The sequence below is a fragment of the Achromobacter sp. 413638 genome, from assembly GCF_043119405.1.
Lineage (GTDB): Bacteria > Pseudomonadota > Gammaproteobacteria > Burkholderiales > Burkholderiaceae_B > Achromobacter.
The window spans coordinates 1-16,257 of the sequence record NZ_JBICCO010000027.1 but is presented as its reverse complement, the minus strand read 5'-3'; the positions used below and the strand labels follow the sequence as shown (position 1 = coordinate 16,257).

Annotated in this window: 16 protein-coding genes; 4 read left to right on the top strand and 12 right to left on the bottom strand. The window is 67.0% G+C overall.

Annotation, left to right across the window (positions count from 1 at the left end; genetic code table 11):
- Positions 1-12 precede the first annotated feature (12 nt).
- From ACEU5R_RS13235 to ACEU5R_RS13225, 3 genes are all read right to left on the bottom strand, one after another.
- Positions 13-1,047: a heme A synthase gene (locus tag ACEU5R_RS13235; RefSeq protein ID WP_392410506.1), complete on the bottom strand. Its 1,035-nt coding sequence runs from the start codon at positions 1,045-1,047 to the stop codon at positions 13-15.
- 20 nt (positions 1,048-1,067) lie between these two features.
- Complete coding sequence (locus ACEU5R_RS13230) at positions 1,068-1,703, bottom strand: SCO family protein (RefSeq protein WP_392410475.1); 636 nt, start codon at positions 1,701-1,703, stop codon at positions 1,068-1,070.
- A gap of 112 nt (positions 1,704-1,815) precedes the next feature.
- Positions 1,816-2,616 (bottom strand): SURF1 family protein, encoded by an 801-nt coding sequence (locus tag ACEU5R_RS13225; protein ID WP_392410474.1) that lies wholly within the window; start codon positions 2,614-2,616, stop codon positions 1,816-1,818.
- 37 nt (positions 2,617-2,653) lie between these two features.
- Between ACEU5R_RS13225 and ACEU5R_RS13220 the strand changes: the two genes are divergently transcribed.
- Positions 2,654-2,854 (top strand): twin transmembrane helix small protein, encoded by a 201-nt coding sequence (locus tag ACEU5R_RS13220; RefSeq protein ID WP_103272014.1) that lies wholly within the window; start codon positions 2,654-2,656, stop codon positions 2,852-2,854.
- 121 nt (positions 2,855-2,975) lie between these two features.
- On the opposite strand, the gene ACEU5R_RS13215 is transcribed toward ACEU5R_RS13220, so the two are convergent.
- The 5 genes from ACEU5R_RS13215 to coxB form a co-directional block, all read right to left on the bottom strand.
- Complete coding sequence (locus ACEU5R_RS13215; protein ID WP_103272013.1) at positions 2,976-3,848, bottom strand: cytochrome c oxidase subunit 3; 873 nt, start codon at positions 3,846-3,848, stop codon at positions 2,976-2,978.
- 55 nt (positions 3,849-3,903) lie between these two features.
- Entirely contained in the window at positions 3,904-4,128 is a 225-nt protein-coding gene (locus ACEU5R_RS13210; RefSeq protein ID WP_103272012.1) for a DUF2970 domain-containing protein, read from the bottom strand.
- Between the two features lie 8 nt (positions 4,129-4,136).
- Entirely contained in the window at positions 4,137-4,262 is a 126-nt protein-coding gene (locus ACEU5R_RS13205) for a cytochrome oxidase small assembly protein (RefSeq protein WP_212319326.1), read from the bottom strand.
- Between the two features lie 27 nt (positions 4,263-4,289).
- The gene (ctaD, locus tag ACEU5R_RS13200; RefSeq protein WP_103272011.1) at positions 4,290-5,891 is read right to left on the bottom strand and encodes a cytochrome c oxidase subunit I; all 1,602 of its coding nucleotides are present in this window, start codon (positions 5,889-5,891) and stop codon (positions 4,290-4,292) included.
- A gap of 109 nt (positions 5,892-6,000) precedes the next feature.
- Positions 6,001-7,158, bottom strand: a complete 1,158-nt coding sequence (gene coxB, locus ACEU5R_RS13195; protein ID WP_103272010.1) for a cytochrome c oxidase subunit II — start codon at positions 7,156-7,158, stop codon at positions 6,001-6,003.
- Positions 7,159-7,442: 284 nt separating this feature from the next.
- On the opposite strand from coxB, the gene ACEU5R_RS13190 reads away from it, so the two are divergent.
- Positions 7,443-8,255 (top strand): NUDIX domain-containing protein, encoded by an 813-nt coding sequence (locus ACEU5R_RS13190; protein ID WP_392410505.1) that lies wholly within the window; start codon positions 7,443-7,445, stop codon positions 8,253-8,255.
- Positions 8,256-8,285: 30 nt separating this feature from the next.
- Here ACEU5R_RS13190 and ACEU5R_RS13185 read toward each other — a convergent pair whose 3' ends face one another.
- A complete protein-coding gene (locus ACEU5R_RS13185) occupies positions 8,286-11,057 on the bottom strand; it encodes a cation:proton antiporter (RefSeq protein WP_392410473.1) in 2,772 nt (923 codons plus the stop codon).
- A 183-nt stretch (positions 11,058-11,240) separates the two neighbouring features.
- On the opposite strand from ACEU5R_RS13185, the gene ACEU5R_RS13180 reads away from it, so the two are divergent.
- Entirely contained in the window at positions 11,241-12,065 is an 825-nt protein-coding gene (locus ACEU5R_RS13180) for a phosphodiesterase (RefSeq protein ID WP_369869746.1), read from the top strand.
- A gap of 380 nt (positions 12,066-12,445) precedes the next feature.
- Here the strand turns inward: ACEU5R_RS13180 and rpoH are convergent, their stop codons facing one another.
- The 3 genes from rpoH to fghA form a co-directional block, all read right to left on the bottom strand.
- The gene (gene rpoH, locus ACEU5R_RS13175; protein WP_199770959.1) at positions 12,446-13,366 is read right to left on the bottom strand and encodes an RNA polymerase sigma factor RpoH; all 921 of its coding nucleotides are present in this window, start codon (positions 13,364-13,366) and stop codon (positions 12,446-12,448) included.
- A 154-nt stretch (positions 13,367-13,520) separates the two neighbouring features.
- The gene (locus tag ACEU5R_RS13170; protein ID WP_103272008.1) at positions 13,521-14,210 is read right to left on the bottom strand and encodes a hypothetical protein; all 690 of its coding nucleotides are present in this window, start codon (positions 14,208-14,210) and stop codon (positions 13,521-13,523) included.
- A gap of 89 nt (positions 14,211-14,299) precedes the next feature.
- Positions 14,300-15,166 carry an S-formylglutathione hydrolase gene (gene fghA, locus ACEU5R_RS13165; protein ID WP_392410472.1) on the bottom strand — a complete coding sequence of 289 codons (867 nt, stop codon included), beginning with the start codon at positions 15,164-15,166 and terminating at the stop codon, positions 14,300-14,302.
- A gap of 371 nt (positions 15,167-15,537) precedes the next feature.
- Between fghA and ACEU5R_RS13160 the strand changes: the two genes are divergently transcribed.
- The coding region (locus ACEU5R_RS13160) for a hypothetical protein (RefSeq protein ID WP_392410471.1) at positions 15,538-16,257 on the top strand (720 nt) is incomplete at its 3' end.

Here is a 16,257-nt window from a genome sequence, read left to right as displayed (position 1 = left end):
ATGGCCCCTATTTTAAACGCGCGCCGAATTGGGGCCGTAGCCCCCCGCGGGCGCCCGTCCGGCGGTGGACAGACGCACCATCAATACCACCGCCGCCAGCGTCAGGCCGGCCGCCCCGCCATTGTGCAGCACCGCGATCAAAAGCGGCCACTGGAAGAAGATGGTGGTCAGCCCGGTCAGCAATTGCGCGCCCAGCAGCGCCAGCATCAGCGTGGCCGGTCCGCGCAGCCCGGCCTCGGCGCGCAGGCGCCAGGCCAGCACGCCCAGGTAGGCGAACACCACGAAGGCGAAATTGCGATGGACCCAGTGGATCGCGGTGAGCGCCGGCTGCGAGATCATTTCGCCGGACGGCAGCTCGCCCAGCCCCCGGATCACTGAATAGCCGCCGTGGAAATCCATCTCGGGCACCCACTGGCCATGGCACATGGGAAAGTCCATGCAGGCCAGCGCCGCGTAATTGGTGCTGACCCAGCCGCCCAGCGTGACCTGCGCCAGCAGCAGCGCGAAGCCGCCCGCGACCCAAGGCTTCCAGCGCGCGGCGGCGGCGGACAGGGCCAGGTGCGGACGCTCGCGCGCCGACAGCCAGGTCATCAGCGCCAGCACCGACAGGCCGAACACCAGATGCGCCGTGACCACGGCGGGCATCAGCTTGTGGGTCACGGTCCAGGCGCCGAAGGCGCCCTGCACGCAGACGGCCACCAGCGTGACGATGGCCAGCGCGGGCGAACGGCCCAGCTGGCGGCGGTAGCGCCAGGCCATGACCACGATGGCGATGATCAGCATGCCCAGGATGGCGCCGACGTAGCGATGGATCATCTCGATCCAGGCCTTGGACAGCGTGACCGGCCCGAAGGGCATGGCCTGCGTGGCCTCGTGGATGTCGCCCATCGCGCCCAACGGCGTGGCCTTGCCGTAGCAGCCGGGCCAGTCCGGGCAGCCCAATCCGGAATCGGTCAGGCGCACGAAGGCGCCGAACATGATCAGGTCCAGCGTCAGGAACCAGGTGAAGAAAACCAGCTTGCGGTAGCGAGCCTTGATGCGATCCATATCCATGTCGAAAAATCCGGTCAGCCGACCCGCGAGTTGTAGACCAGCTTGCTGACGTCCTTGCGCACCTTCACGCCGTCGGCGTCGGCCGGGTACTGCATCATCAGGTTGCCCAGCGGATCGATGATCCAGATGGGCGCGGCCAGCGCGGGCGCGGCCTGTTGCTGCTGGCCGGCGAGCAGGAAGCGGGCGAGCTGGCCGGGGTCGGCGCGCAACATGATAGTGCCCTTGTAGGCCTCCAGCACCTTGTCCGGCACCGGCGCGTCGTCGGTGATGAACCAGACCCGGGCCAGCCGGTCCACGTTCTTGCCCTGGCTGGCGTGGCTGTTGCGCGCGATGTAGAGCTTGCGGGCGCAGCTTTCCGGGCAGGCCGCGCCATCGGCGGCCACCAGCAGCCATTTACCCTTCAGTGTCCGCAGGTCGAAGGGTTGGCCGTCCAGCGTGGTCAGCGTCAATTCACCGGCGGCGGGCATGGGACGCTGCGGCGTCACCAGCGTGCCGTAGTGGCTGGCGTCGTCCGGCCACCATTGCGGGTTGTAGTAGACGACGAAGGCCGCCACGATGGGCGCCAACGTGCACAGGAACACCAGCACCAGCGGCAGCCGGGAGCGCTTGCGGGCGGCGGGGACGGAGGTAGCGGAAGTTTCGCGGGCCACTATGTATCCTGTTATGCGGTTGCGCGGTGCGCCGGGAACGTTGCTGCGGGCTTGCGGTGTTGCGGGAATTCAAGACGACGTTGCTGCGGGCTTGCCGTGTCCGCGCGGCGGCTCAGCCCCCGAGGCCGGCCTGCTCGCGCTGGCGCTGACGCATGCGCTTGAGCGCGCCCGCCATCACCACCAGCCAGGCGATCGCCGCGAACAGCGCGAAGGAAAACCATTGCACGGCGTAGAAGGTGTTTTTCTGGAAATCCACCGAAGGTTGCGGCCAGTCGTGCACCAGCCCGTCGTCGTGGCGGCCGTCGCCGAACTGGCTCAGCACCGTGGGCAGCAGCTTGAGCCCGGTGGCCCGCGCGTAGGCGTCCAGCTCCAGGTTCTGCACCTGCGGCACAACGCCGCCCGGCGCCGGCAGCGCCACCGGCAGGCCGGACTTCGCATCGCCGCCCAGCGACCACAGCTCGAACAGGCGCGGCACGCGCGCGGACAGCTCGCCGCGCACGGCCTGCTCGCCCGGCGGGGTCGCCGGCACCTCGGGCTGGCCCTGCATCACGCGCGGGATCCAGCCGCGCAGCACCAGCAGGGCCTGGCGCGAGCCGCCGTCCAGCAGCAAGGGCGTGGCCAGCCAGTAACCGGGCTTGCCGTCCAGGTTGCGGTTGTCCAGCAGTACACTGAACTGGGGCAGCCACTGGCCGCTGGCCTCGGCCACGCGCCACGGCGCCATCTCGTGCGCCGGCGTCGCGGCGCTCAAGGGCAGCGGGGCCTGCTTGCGGCCGGCCTCGATCGCGGCCAGAATGGCGCGTCGCTCGTCGGCCCGGCGCAGTTGCCACTGTCCCAGCGATACGAGTATGACCACGGAGATGCCCAGCAGCAGCAAGGCGGCTACCGTGTAGCGGGTGGAATGCGGTCGAGCCATGTGTTCGTGATTGAATCTGATTTGTCCGGAGACCCAAATGCGTGTTTTCGTGGTGCTGGCCTTTATCGGCATCCTCGCCAGCCTGGCGTCCGCCCTGGTCTATCTGATGCGGGACAAAGGTACCACCAACCGCACCGTCAATGCGCTCACCGTGCGCATCGGGCTGTCCGTCGCGCTGTTCCTGTTCGTGCTGTTCGCCCATCACATGGGCTGGATCGAAAGCACCGGCATCAGATAGGCCCCGCCGGCAGGAGTTCCCGCGCCGGCCCTGACCCCTGAAAACGCAAGGGCCCGGCCAGACTGGCCGGGCCCTTGCCGTTGAAGACCCGCGGCCGCGGGCCGGAGCCCGCGCGCGGCGATCACATCCAGTAGACGAACAGGTACAGGCCCAGCCACACCACGTCGACGAAGTGCCAGTACCAGGCCGCGCCCTCGAAGCCGAAGTGATGGTCGGCCGTGAAGTGGCCGCGGATCAGGCGAATCAGGATCACGGTCAGCATGGTGGCGCCCAGCAGCACGTGGAAGCCGTGGAAGCCCGTCAGCATGTAGAACAGCGAGCCGTAGGCGCCCGAGTTGAACTTCAGGTTCAGCTCGGTATAGGCATGATGGTATTCCGCCGCCTGGCAGGCCACGAAGATGAAGCCCAGCACCACGGTGGCCAGCAGCCAGAAGATGGTCTTGCCGCGATGGTTCTCACGCAGCGCGTGGTGGGCGATGGTCAGCGTCACGCCCGAACTCAGCAGCAGCGCGGTGTTGATCGTGGGCAACCAGAACGGGCCGACGGTCTGGAAGTGCTCGACCACGCCAGCCGGGCCGAAATTCGGCCAGACCGCCTGGAAGTCCGGCCACAGCATCAGCTTGTGATCCAGGTCGCCCAGCCATGGCGTGGTGATCGTGCGCACGTACCACAACGCGCCGAAGAAGCCGGCGAAGAACATGACCTCCGAGAAGATGAACCAGCTCATCCCCCAGCGGTAGGAATTGTCGATGCGCTTGCTGTTCAGGCCGGCCTCGGACTCGCGGATGGCGTCGCCGAACCAGTAGTACAGGATCACGATCAGGGACAGGAAACCCGCCAGCACCAGCCACTTGCCCCAGCTGACGGAATTGATCCAGGCGGCGGCGCCCAGGCCCATGAGCAGCAGCGCGGCGGCCGTGCGCACGGGGTGACCCGAATCTGCGGGCACGTAGTAGTAGGGTGCCTCTTTGTGAACCGAGTGGCTTGCACTCATGGTTTTCTCCCTGGTACAGATCAGATGGTTCGAATTGCTTCAGGAATCGTTGCCGTCAGGTCAGGCTCGAGACTGCCCAACGCACGATCAATATCAGTACGCCCACGAATACCGCTCCGGCCAGCAACCCGGCCACGATCACGTGTACCGGGTTGAGCCTGGCGCTGTCTTCCTGGTAGCCCGCGCCCTTGCGCACGCCGAACAACCCCCAGCCCACGGCTTTCAGCGTCTGCAGAAAGCTCAGCTTGCGTTGGGAGGCGTCGCGCAGGTCGTCGCTCATGGGACCGCCTAGCGCAGCGCCACGCCCGTGAGCAGCGACGAGCCGCGCAACAGGGTCCACGCGAACACGGCGGCGACGAACACCACCAATATCAGTCCTGCGATCCGGTTGCGACGGCGCTGCTCTGGAGTCATGGCTCTGCTACCTGAAAACGTTGCGGCTTACTTCACTTCGGGCGGAGTTTCGAAGGTGTGGAAGGGGGCCGGCGACGGCACCGTCCATTCCAGGCCTTCGGCGCCTTCCCAGGGGCTGGCGGGCGCGGGCTCGCCGCGGCCGCGATAGCAACGGATCACCGTCCACAGGAAGATCAGCTGCGACAGGCCGAACCAGAACGCGCCGATGGTGGCGATCTGGTGGAAGGTCGTGAACTGCGCGGCGTAGTCGGCATAGCGGCGCGGCATGCCGGCCAGGCCCAGGAAGTGCATCGGGAAGAACGTGACGTTGAACGAGATCAGCGTCGACCAGAAGTGCAGCTTGCCCAGCTTTTCGCTGTACATGCGGCCCGACCACTTGGGCAGCCAGTAGTAGGCGCCGGCGAACAGGGCGAACAGTGAACCAGCCACCAGCACGTAGTGGAAGTGCGCCACCACGTAATAGGTATCGTGCACCTGGATGTCGATGGGCGCCACCGACAGGATCAGGCCGGTGAAGCCGCCCATGGTGAACACGAAGATGAAGCCGATCGAGAACAGCATCGGCGTCTCGAAGGTCATCGAGCCGCGCCACATGGTGGCGACCCAGTTGAACACCTTCACGCCGGTCGGGATCGAGATCAGCATGGTGGCGTACATGAAGTACAGCTGGCCCGTCACCGGCATGCCGGTGGTGAACATGTGGTGCGCCCAGACGATGAACGACAGCACGGCGATGGCGGCGGTCGCGTACACCATCGAGGCGTAGCCGAACAGCTTCTTGCGGGCGAAGGCGGGCACGATGGCGGACACGATGCCAAAGCCCGGCAGGATCATGATGTAGACCTCGGGATGCCCGAAGAACCAGAACACGTGCTGGTACAGCACCGGGTCGCCGCCGGCGGCGGCGTTGAAGAAGCCGGTGCCGAAGTGGCGGTCGGTCAGCACCATGGTGATGGCGGCGGCCAGCACCGGCATCACGGCCAGCAGCAGGAAGGCTGTGATCAGCCAGGTCCAGCAGAACAGCGGCATCTTCATCAGCGTCATGCCGGGCGCGCGCATGTTCAGCACGGTGACGATGATGTTGATCGCGCCCATGATGGAGGACGCGCCCATGATGTGCATGGCGAAGATGGCCAAGTCCATGCCCGGGCCCATCTGCAGCGACAGCGGGGCGTACAGCGTCCAGCCGGCGGCGGTGGCGCCGCCCGGCACGAAGAACGAGGCCGTCAGCATGATGGCGGCCACGGGCAGCAGCCAGAAGCTGAAGTTGTTCATGCGGGCGAACGCCATGTCCGAGGCGCCGATCTGCATGGGGATCATCCAGTTCGCGAAGCCCACGAAGGCCGGCATGATGGCGCCGAACACCATGATGAGGCCATGCATGGTGGTGAACTGGTTGAACAGTTCGGGCCGGAAGAACTGCAGGCCCGGCTCGAACAGCTCGGTGCGCAGCAGCAGGGCCAGCGTCCCGCCCTCCAGCAACATGAAGAACGAGAAGATGAGGTACATCGTCCCGATGTCTTTGTGGTTCGTGGCGAAAAGCCAGCGACGCCAGCCCGTCGGCATGGCGTGGTGGTGGTCATCGTGACCGTGGCCCGGGGACACGTGGTCTACAGTGACGCTGCTCATGATGGACTCCTTCCTGCTGAGTGCCGCCCCCGCCAGGCGGGGACGTCAGGGTATCTCGACTAAACGGAAAGCGGTTCAGACCGCGAGGGAAACAGCGACGGCGCGCGCATCAGCGCCCGGCCGTCACGTCCTTCGGTTGAACCGTCGGGTCCTGCCCCTTGCCGGCGTTGCTCCAGGCATGGCGCGTATAGCTGATGACCGCTGCGATTTCGACATCGTTGAGCTGGCCGCCGAACGCCGCCATGGCGGTGCCCGGCTTGCCCTTCAGCACGGTGTTGATCTGGGCCGCCTTGGGGCCCAGCACAACCTTGTCTCCGTCGAGCGCGGGGAAGCTGCCCGGGATGCCCTTGCCGTTGGCCTGGTGACAGGCCACGCAATTGGCGGCGAAAACCTTTTCGCCACGGGCAACCAGTTCGGCTTCCGTCCACTCCTTGTTGGGATCGTCGGCCGAGGCCGCCATCCTCTTTTTCTGGTCTTCAACCCACTTATCGTAGTCCGCCTGCGCCAGGACTTCCACGACGATGGGCATGAAGGCGTGATCCTTGCCGCACAGCTCGGCGCACTGGCCACGGTAGATGCCGGGCTGTTCGGCGCGGAACCAGGCGTCGCGCAGGAAGCCCGGGATGGCGTCCTGCTTGACGCCGAAGTCGGGGATCATCCAGGAGTGGATCACGTCGGCGGCGGTCAGCACGACGCGGACCTTCTTGTCGACGGGCACAACCATGTGGTTGTCCACTTCCATCAGGTAGAACTGGCCCTTGGGCTCGCGGTTCTCGATCTGGGCGCGCGGCGTCGACAGCGTGGAGAGGAACTTGACGCCGGCAGCGGAGCCGTCGAGGTACTCGTAGCCCCATTTCCATTGATAGCCGGTGACCTTGACGGTCAGGTCGGCGCTGGATGTGTCTTTCATGGCGACCACCGTCTTGGTGGCCGGCAGGGCCATCGCAATGACGATGATGAAGGGAATGACGGTCCAGGCGACTTCCACGCCGAGGTGCTCGTGGAAGGTGGCGGCCTTGTGGCCGCGGGATTTGCGGTGCGCCCAGATGGAGTAGAACATCACTCCGAAGACGCCGATGAAGATCACGATACAGATCGTGAGCAGCATCCAGTGCAGCCACATGACATCGCGCGCGATCTGAGTCACGCCTTCGTGCAGGTTCAGCTGATTGACCTTCGGGCCGCCGGGCATGTCTTGCACCTGAGCACCCGCCATGCCGCCAATCAGCATGGCACAAGCCCCCAGTATCCCTCTCCACTTCTTCATGCTTACCTCGAAACACGGCGCAAGGGCCGCTGTCGCCTCGTGGCACGAATGTCACTGCAACAGGACTACGCGCGATTATTAGATGGCAAGGATCGGCAGGGAGAGATGCTGCGGCCCCGCGTTCCCACTCGAATCATAAAGAAACTGGCGGATTATAGCGGACGCGCAAACAGATGTAATTTAATCCCCTTGATTTCGTTGGACCCGCCCCCATGGCCGCGCCGCGAGGCCGCGCGGGCCAGTGGCATAAAATCAGCCGCACCTTCATCCAAGACGGTTCCGAGATGCACAAGCAGTTGCCCGACCTGTATGCCGCGCTGCGCGCCCGCGCGCAGGAACTCCCGCCCGACGGGGCGCACGCCTTGTATATAGCGGGGCGTCGCTGCGGCTGGGCCACGCACGCCGCGGCCGACGCGCTGCAAGGCGCCGACCATGTCGAAACGGACCACGACAGCGTGCGGATCGGCGAGGGCATGACCCCCGGCCCCGAGCTGGACGCGGTGCTGGAACGGGCCGCGATACTGTTGCGCGATGCCAACTGCCTGCGCGGCTGGCGCGACGAACTGCTGGACGTGGTCGCCGGCGAAGACAAGCTGGGCGTGATGGAGCGCACCGCGCTGCGGCCCTTCGGCCTGCCGACCAAGGCCGTGCACCTGAACGCCTGGACGCCCGACGGCCGGCTGTGGGTGGCGCGCCGCGCCCTGAGCAAATCAACGGATCCCGGTATGTGGGACACCCTGGTCGGCGGACTGGCCGGCAGCGGCGAAGACCTGGAAGCCGCGCTGGTGCGCGAGTGCGGCGAGGAAGCCGGCCTGGACGAGCCGGACCTGATCAACCGCACGCCGCTGCGCACCATCCTGCGCATCCACCGCCGCCTGCCCGAGGGCTATCAGGTCGAAGACGTGCTGACCAGCACCTGCGTGCTGGCGGCCGACGCCAGCCCCGTCAACCGCGACGGCGAGGTGATGGAAATCCGCGCCATCGAAGTGGCCGAGGCGGTGCGCCTGCTGGCCGAAGGCGAGTTCACGCTGGAAGCGGCCCTGGTCATCGCGGAGGACATTCTGCGCCGCCAGGCGGCCGGCGAAATCCCGGCCTGAGCCGGGGCTGACGCCGGGGCCGGCCCTGACTCAGCGTGATTGCAGGCCGGGTTCGCCCGGCGTCGCGCCACTCTGTGCGGACCGGTCGGTGGCCTGCCGCGCGTCTTCCGCGCCATCGACCTGCCGAACCACGACAGCCTCGCTTCCGATCGCGCGCGCGTCCTTGGCTGTCACGTCCTTTGCCTCGTCCTTCGTCGCGACTTTCGCCGCCGCTTCCTCGCGCCGCTCCTCGCCCGCCGCCTCGGCGGCTTCGGCGGCCGCCGCCGCGCTGGGCGCCGGGACGGGCGCGGCCACGGGCGTCGCCGCCGCCTCGGCCTGCGAGGCCTGCGAGAACTGCTTCCACACCTCGATCGCGCGCAGGCGCTGCTTGGCCACGACCTGGATGCGCTCGCGCAGGTGTTCGTCGCGCGCCAACAGGGCATGGAAATCGCGCGAGGACAGCATCAGCAGCTTGCAATAGCCCAGCGAGGTCACGTCGGGCGCGATCTGCTGCTCGCCCAGCAGGCCGAGTTCGCCGAAGAACTCGCCGCTGCCCAGCTCGATCATGGTGTTGTCCGGCAGGTGCACGGCCACGGCGCCCGAAGCCACGAAGCACATTTCCTCGCCATGGCGGCCCTTGGTCAGCACGCGCTGGTCCGGCAACGCCAGCCTCGGCTTGAGCAGCTTGCTGATGGCGCGCAGCGAATCGGCCGACAAGCCTTCGAACAGGGGCACGCGCTTGATCAGGTCGGCCGCGCTCAGCTCGATGTCCAGCGGCGGGTGCCGGTCGATGTGCGACCAGCGGCTCTGCAGTTGCGACATCAGGTCGGCGTACACCTCGCCGCTGATCAGGAACTGCTCCAGCATGTCGCGGTAGCGGATGCGCTCGAGCTCGCGCGCCACGCGGCCCAGGTAGCTCTCCTGCAGCCATTGCGCGTACTGGGGATATTGCAGGTTCAGCGCCTGCATGGCGTTCTCGATCAGGTCCAGCCGGCGCTGGTGCAGCGATACGATGCGCAGCGTGGCCTCTTCGCCCAGCAGCGGCGTGATCTGCTCGCGGGTGAACAGGATCAGGCGCTGCGCCACTGAACGCTTGCTCATCAGGTTGGCGAAACGCTGCCCCAGTTCATGCGCCAGCCAGCCCTGGAAACCGAACAGATAGTGCACGCGCAGGGCCAGCCGGAAGCCGGTCGAATAGCGCACGTCGGCCACGATGGCATTCTCGAAGCCCTCCACGCCGCCGAGGCGGATGGCGTCCTCCAGCCGCTCGGCCCGCGCCAGCAGCGATTCGGCCATGCGCCAGTCCACGATCTGCGCCTTCAGGATGTCGAAGAACATTTCCTCTTCGCGCTGCGCCACGATCGCCAGGCCGACGGCCACGCGCTGCTCGTCGCTCATCTGGCCCACCTGGCCGTCGTGCACGCTGGCCAGGCTGGCGTCGAACACCGCGCGGATGCGATCGCGCACCTCGCTGCCGATGTGCTCGGTCTTGGCCAGATCGTCGGTCTTGCCCTGCAGGTCTTCCAGCGCCACGGCCAGCGCCTGATTGCGGATGGTGCGCTCCACGGGCGACAGCTGGTTCAGCCCCAGCATGCGGATCAGCGGGCGCAGGCTGATGCCGTTGACGAACAGGGTGATCAGCACGAAGGCCGTGGTGGCCACGGCGATGAACTGGCGCGCCTCTTCGGGCACGCCGGTCTGCTCGGTCACGGCCAGCGCCAGCGCCAGCGACACGGCGCCGCGCAGTCCGCCCCACAGCATCACGACCTTGTAGGGCCGGCTCACCTTGGTGCCCAGCCGCGTCAGCCCCAATAGCGGCAGCAGGCCGAACACCACGATGGCGCGCGCCGCCAGCGTGGCCACGAACAGCACCGCCACCAGCGCCAGTTCCTGCCAATCGGCCGCGGCCATCAGCTTGGGAATCAGCATGGCCGCGAACAGGAAGATCAGCGAATTGGCCCAGAAGCCGAACTGTTCCCAGGCGCTGGACAGGTACTCGAAGGTGGTCGGCGACATGCGGGTGCGGCCGGTGGACCCCACCACCAGCCCGGCGATCACCGTGGCCACCACGCCGGAAACGTTCAGATAGTGCTCGGAGATGAAGAAGGACAGATAGGCCAGCGTCAGCGTCAGCGTGATCTCGGCGGTGGGGAAGCCGCGCAGCCAGGCGAACAGGAAACAGGCCAGCCGCCCCATGGCGAAACCGGCCACGCCGCCACCGATGAAGTGCACCACGAAATCATTGAACACGCCGCTAACGCTGAGTTCGCCATGGCCGCCCAGCACGGAGTACAGGGCGATGGACGCGGCGTCGTTGAACAGGCTCTCGCCTTCGACCAGCGTGGTCAGGCGCTTGGGCGCGCCCACTTCGCGGAAAATGCCCACCACGGCCACCGGATCGGTGGTGGCGACGATGGCGCCCAGCAGCAGGCAGACCACCAGCCCGTAGGACGAGATGGCATCGAGCGTGACGCCCACCACCAGCGTGCACACCACCACGGCCACGATGGCCATCATGAGAATGGGGCCGATGTCGTCCATCAACCGGCGCACGTTCATGGACAGCGCGGTCTCGAACAGCAGCACCGGCAGGAACACCATCAGGAAGGTCTCGGACGAGATCTCGAAGCGTTCCAGGGAATCCAGGAAATCGCCGATCCAGCTGGGCGCCCAGCCATGCAGGTGGATGACGATGCCGAGCAGACAGCCGACGATGGCCAGCAGCACCGAATAGGGCAGCTTGAGGCGGCCGGCCAGCGGCGGCATGAAGCAGACCAGCGTGAGCAGGCCCGCCAGGCCGAATACGAGAAAACCGACATCCATGTAAAGCCGCGTCCAGATCGTGAGGCGTGTGCGAAGTTTGACAAGAATAGCGGTTTTTCCGGGCCGTTCCGTCAGGCAGTTCACGCTTGCTCACGATTGAGCGGTCCGGAGGCGACACCATCGCGCGCGCGGACGCCGGTTTTTGGATAATGTAGAGCCGTGCCAACTACGCAGGAGCGGCCCTTGGTCCGCACTCAGTCCCAAGCGCCGCGCGACGGCGCGCCCGCCTTGCTTGTGCAGCTCACCGACTGCCATCTGTTCGGCGAGGCCGAAACGTCAATGCTCGGCGTGAACACCGACGCCAGCCTGCGCGCGGTGCTCGGCCAGATCGAGGCCGACCACAAGCGTCCCGACCTGGTCCTGGCCACGGGCGACCTTTCCCAGGACGGCGAGGTGGCGGCCTACCAACGCCTGGCCGGCATGCTGCAGGCCAGCCCGGCGCTGGCCGGCGCCCGCATCCGCTGCCTGCCCGGCAACCATGACGCGCCCGACACGCTGCGCCGCGCGTTGCCCGCCTGGAGCGAGCCGGTGACCGACGTGGGCGCGTGGCGCGTCATCTGCCTGGACACCACCGTGCCCGGCTCCAACGGCGGACACCTGCCCGACAGCCAGCTCGACCTGCTGGAAAGCGCGCTGGCCGAGGCGCCGGAACGGCCCGCGCTGGTCGCCACGCATCACAACGCCATGCCGATCACGCACTGGCACGACACCATGATGATCGACAACCCGCAACGCCTGTTCCAGCTGCTGGCGCGCTGGCCGCAGGCGCGCGTGCTGCTGTGGGGCCACGTGCATCATGAATTCGATCGTCGCCGGCACAATCTGCGCATCCTGGCCACGCCCTCGACCTGCTTCCAGTTCAGCGTGCGCGACGGCCGGCACGTGGTCGACGGCAAGGCGCCGGGCTACCGATGGATCAAGCTGTACAAGGATGGTTCGCTGGCGACCGGCGTGCGGCGGGTGCAGGAACCTGCCGTGAACGCCGCCGAGGCTGCGCGGGCCGCCTGAAGAACGCCGACCGCCGCCCATGACGCACCGCCTGGTGGGGCGATCCGTGCGCGGCTGCGAATCACGCGCGCAAAAAAAATCGGGGCACCGGTATATACAGGTGCCCCGCAAGCATCCGTCTCATAGGGGAGGGGAAAGAGGAGAAGCCGAGACGGATGACAAGACTGCTAACCGGAGTTCGCGGTCTACATGAAGTTAGGCGCGACCCACCCGATTAAGTTTCGGCAATCTGGTGAAATTCCTTAGCGAAGTTGTATCAATTTATTGATGCAACGATGACCATAGATATCAGGCGCAGACTCGCGCGATGGCTCGCTATCGGCTTGCCGCAAAAGCAAAGGGCCGCTTGCGCGGCCCCGGGCTTGTCTGGCATTGCGGCTTCAGGCAGCCAGCGTGCCGCGCATCTTCTTCAGCGCGGCGGCCTCGATCTGGCGGATGCGCTCGGCCGACACGCCGAACTCCTGCGCCAGCTCATGTAGCGTGGCGCCGCCGTCGTCCTGCAGCCAGCGCGCCTCGACGATGCGGCGCGAGCGCGGATCCAGCGCATCGAGCGCGCCATTCAGACCAGCGCTCTGCATGTGGTCGCGCGCGGCGCGTTCCAGCACTCGGGTCGGCTCCTGGCGGCCTTCGTCGGACAGATAGGCGATGGGCGCGTAGCTGTCATCGTCATCGTCCTGGTTTTCGAGCGACATGTCGCGGCCGGACATGCGCACTTCCATTTCGCTGACGTCCTCGCGGCGAACGTTCAATTCCTGCGCGATATGGTCGACCTGTTCCGGGTCCAGCGTCTGGCCGTCCGGGCGCATGCTGCGCAGGTTGAAGAACAGTTTGCGCTGCGCCTTGGTGGTGGCGACCTTGACCAGGCGCCAGTTGCGAATGATGTATTCGTGGATCTCGGCCTTGATCCAGTGCACGGCGAAGGACACCAGGCGCACGCCGCGCTCGGGGTCGAAACGCTTGACGGCCTTCATCAAGCCGACGTTGCCTTCCTGGATCAGGTCAGCATGCGGCAGGCCGTAGCCGAGATACTGGCGCGCCACGGAAACCACCAGGCGCAGGTGCGACAGCACCAGCTCGCGGGCGGCGGACAGGTCTTCCTGGTCGCGCAGGCGACGGCCCAGCTCGGTTTCGCGCTCGGCCGACAGCACCGGCAGGCGGTTCACGGCCGAAATGTACGCGTCGATCGTGCCCAGCGCGCCCGGATTGGCGATGGCCAACGCCAGGGCGTTGCCGGAAGCGGCCAACGAGGTACTGGGTTGCTTCATGGCGGAGGTCTCCGGAAAGCTCAGGGAAAGCGACATGGATTCGATCTTAGCACTCTGGTTGTGGGAGTGCTAATTCGACTATTGCGGCGCGTCAAAGTTTCGCTCCCGTTGACGCGACCCCATTTATTTTTGCAGGCGAACGTCGCGAGGGACGTCCGCCCGCCCGTGGCGACCGGGGGCAAGCTCAGTCTCACCAGCCCAGGCGCTTGAGCCCTTCCTCCGTGGCCTGTCCGTCCGGGCGGGCGAACAGCGCGCCCCGGGGATCCAGGAAGACCTGGTAGCGGGCCCCGTCGAACAAGGGCATGTAGGCGCCGCTGCCGAACTGCACATCGACGAACGGAAACCAGTTCGGGAAGCTCTTCTTCAACGAGCCCAGGTCGGGCGCCGGCCAGTCGTCCAGCGAGTGGACCGAGCGCGTGGCGGCAGCTTCGCGCGCGGCGTCGCCATAGCGGCCGGACAGCCGTTCCAGCCGGTACAACGGCGGCACGCCCGCCATCAGGGCAGGCAGCTTCCAGCGCACCACGCGGGCGTCGATCTGCCACTGATCGCCATACAGTACATATTGCTTCTCGCCGATGCCAGGCGCGCTCGCGCGCACCTGGAACTGGCCGTCACCCTGTTGGCGGACTTCGAGACGCGCGACGGGCGCGTCCGTGGTCAGGCGGAAGAACTGCACCAGCGACAGGGCCAACAGGCCCGACACGCAGCCCAGCGCCACCAGCATCAGCCCGAACAGGCGCCGCACCGGCCGGAACTGGAAGAGGCGGCGACCGCGCTCATCTTTCGGGCCGCCCCGGCCCAGCAGCATGAACAGGCCCGGCAGCAGGACCACGACGGCGCCCAGCAGGATCCAGGCGAAGGGAGCGAAACCGTTGATCAAATCAGGCGTTCCTCATCAGGACAAGAACGCCGCGCACCGGGCGCGGCGCCGGCCTGCGGCGGCAGGCCGACCAGTATAGAAGCGCGGTTTCAGGCCGCCGGCTTTCCAAGCTGCTCGACGTGAAACCGGATGTGATCCTCGATGAAGGTGGAGATGAAGTAATAGCCGTGGTCGTAGCCCTCGTGGCGGCGCAGCGTCAACGGCTGACCGGCCTGGGCGCAGGCGGCTTCGAACACCTCGGGATACAACTGTTCGGCCAGGAACTGATCGGCCTGGCCCTGATCGACCAGGATGCCGCCGGGGAAAGGCTGGCGCAGCCGCGCCATCAGCGCCGACGCGTCATAAGCGGCCCAGGCCGGGACGTCGTCGCCCAGATAGGCGCCGAACGCCTTCTTGCCCCAGGGGCAGCGGCTGGGCGCGGCGATCGGCGCGAAGGCCGAGACCGAGCGGTACTTGCCCGGGTTGCGCAAGGCCAGCACCAGCGCGCCATGGCCGCCCATGGAATGGCCGAAGATGCCGGCGCGCCCGGCGTCGCCGGGCAATTCGCCGCCCGTGGCGATGGCGTGCAGCTCGCGGGTGACGTAGCTGTCCATGCGGTAGTGGCGGCTCCAGGCGGGCATGGTGGCGTCCAGATAGAAGCCCGCGCCAGTGCCCAAGTCCCAGCTTTCGTCCTCGCCCGGCACGTTGGCGCCGCGCGGACTGGTGTCCGGCGCCACCAGCATCACGCCCAGTTCGGCGGCGACGCGCTGCGCGCCGGCCTTGATCATGAAGGTTTCCTCGGTGCAGGTCAGCCCGGCCAGGTAGAACAGCACCGGCACCGGGCCTTGTTCGGCCTGCGGCGGCACGAAGACGGAAAAGCGCATCGGCAGGCCGATCTCCGCCGAGTCGTGGCGGTAATAGCGCTGCGAGCCGCCGAAGCAGCGATGCTGGGAAATGAGTTCCAAGGCGGCGGCCATGCGGGAGTCCTCCGGAATCGGGTTGAAAGATGCGCCCTGACTTGCGGGCCGGGGAAGGGGGGGAGTGGACGGGCCGGATAGCGGCGTGGACATCCTTAGGGATTAGGGTATATCCACGGTACGACGTTCCGTCGCCAAATGTTAACCTGCGCCTCACGGACGACCGGCATCTGGTTTGTCCCCAGGCTGTGCTCGTTTACGCGGGCTTGCCGCCCGGAACGGGCGGCGCGGTCTGGGTACGAACCATTGCAAAAAATCCCGGCTTCCGTGCCCAGTTTGTGATCAGGGGGCTTGACCGGCGGCCACCGTGGCACTATTTATATACGTGAGAGAAGACATCCCGTTCTTCCGGATGCGCAAGCGCTGACACTATGGCACGTCTGCCCCGCCTGTACGCCCCCGGGCTGCCCCAATTGGTGCAAGCCAATTTCATCCAGCCCCTGGCAGCGCCGTCGCAACCCGCGCCGGCCGATATCCTGAATCAGCTGGCCACCTGGCTGGGCGAGTCCGCCCAACGCCACCGGGTGTCGGTGCACGCCTGGCTGCTCGCCAACGATCGCATCCTGCTGCTGGCCACGCCCGCCGACGAGGAAGGCTTGCCGCGCCTGATGCAGACGCTGGGCCGCAACCTCGCGGCGCGCCTGCGCGGCGGCCGCGTCTTCGCGGGCCGCTACCGCTCCGCGCTGCTCGAGCCCGGCGCCTGGGTCCTGCCCTCGCAGGTCTGGCTGGAAACCTATCCGGTGCGCAGCGGCGCGTCGCAGGATCCCGATTCCTGGCCCTGGTCCTCGGCCAGCAGCCATACCGGCAACACCAGCGCGCCGCCCGCGCAATGGCAGTCGGACCACGCCGATTACTGGGCCTGCGGCAATACGCCGTTCGACCGCCAGGCCAACTACCGCAAGCGCCTGCAGGACGGCCTGTCGCGCGAGGAATCCCAACGCATCGACCAGGCGGTGTCTGGCCAGTGGGCGCTGGGCGGCCCCGGCTTCATCGCCAGCCTGGCCCACACCGCCAGCCGCCGGGTCGCGCCGGGACAGGGGGGGGGGGGGCGCGCGCCACCCGACCCCCCCCCCCCCCCCCCCCCCCCCCCA

What these genes read in the sequence shown, in the direction of transcription:
- ACEU5R_RS13235 (WP_392410506.1), bottom strand. Translation starts at nt 1,047, where the DNA reads ATGGATCGCATCAAGGCTCGCTACCGCAAGCTGGTTTTCTTCACCTGG.
- ACEU5R_RS13225 (WP_392410474.1), bottom strand. Translation starts at nt 2,616, where the DNA reads ATGGCTCGACCGCATTCCACCCGCTACACGGTAGCCGCCTTGCTGCTG.
- ACEU5R_RS13220 (WP_103272014.1), top strand. Translation starts at nt 2,654, where the DNA reads ATGCGTGTTTTCGTGGTGCTGGCCTTTATCGGCATCCTCGCCAGCCTG.
- ACEU5R_RS13215 (WP_103272013.1), bottom strand. Translation starts at nt 3,848, where the DNA reads ATGAGTGCAAGCCACTCGGTTCACAAAGAGGCACCCTACTACTACGTG.
- ACEU5R_RS13210 (WP_103272012.1), bottom strand. Translation starts at nt 4,128, where the DNA reads ATGAGCGACGACCTGCGCGACGCCTCCCAACGCAAGCTGAGCTTTCTG.
- ACEU5R_RS13205 (WP_212319326.1), bottom strand. Translation starts at nt 4,262, where the DNA reads ATGACTCCAGAGCAGCGCCGTCGCAACCGGATCGCAGGACTGATATTG.
- ctaD (WP_103272011.1), bottom strand. Translation starts at nt 5,891, where the DNA reads ATGAGCAGCGTCACTGTAGACCACGTGTCCCCGGGCCACGGTCACGAT.
- coxB (WP_103272010.1), bottom strand. Translation starts at nt 7,158, where the DNA reads ATGAAGAAGTGGAGAGGGATACTGGGGGCTTGTGCCATGCTGATTGGC.
- ACEU5R_RS13190 (WP_392410505.1), top strand. Translation starts at nt 7,443, where the DNA reads ATGCACAAGCAGTTGCCCGACCTGTATGCCGCGCTGCGCGCCCGCGCG.
- ACEU5R_RS13185 (WP_392410473.1), bottom strand. Translation starts at nt 11,057, where the DNA reads ATGGATGTCGGTTTTCTCGTATTCGGCCTGGCGGGCCTGCTCACGCTG.
- rpoH (WP_199770959.1), bottom strand. Translation starts at nt 13,366, where the DNA reads ATGTCGCTTTCCCTGAGCTTTCCGGAGACCTCCGCCATGAAGCAACCC.
- fghA (WP_392410472.1), bottom strand. Translation starts at nt 15,166, where the DNA reads ATGGCCGCCGCCTTGGAACTCATTTCCCAGCATCGCTGCTTCGGCGGC.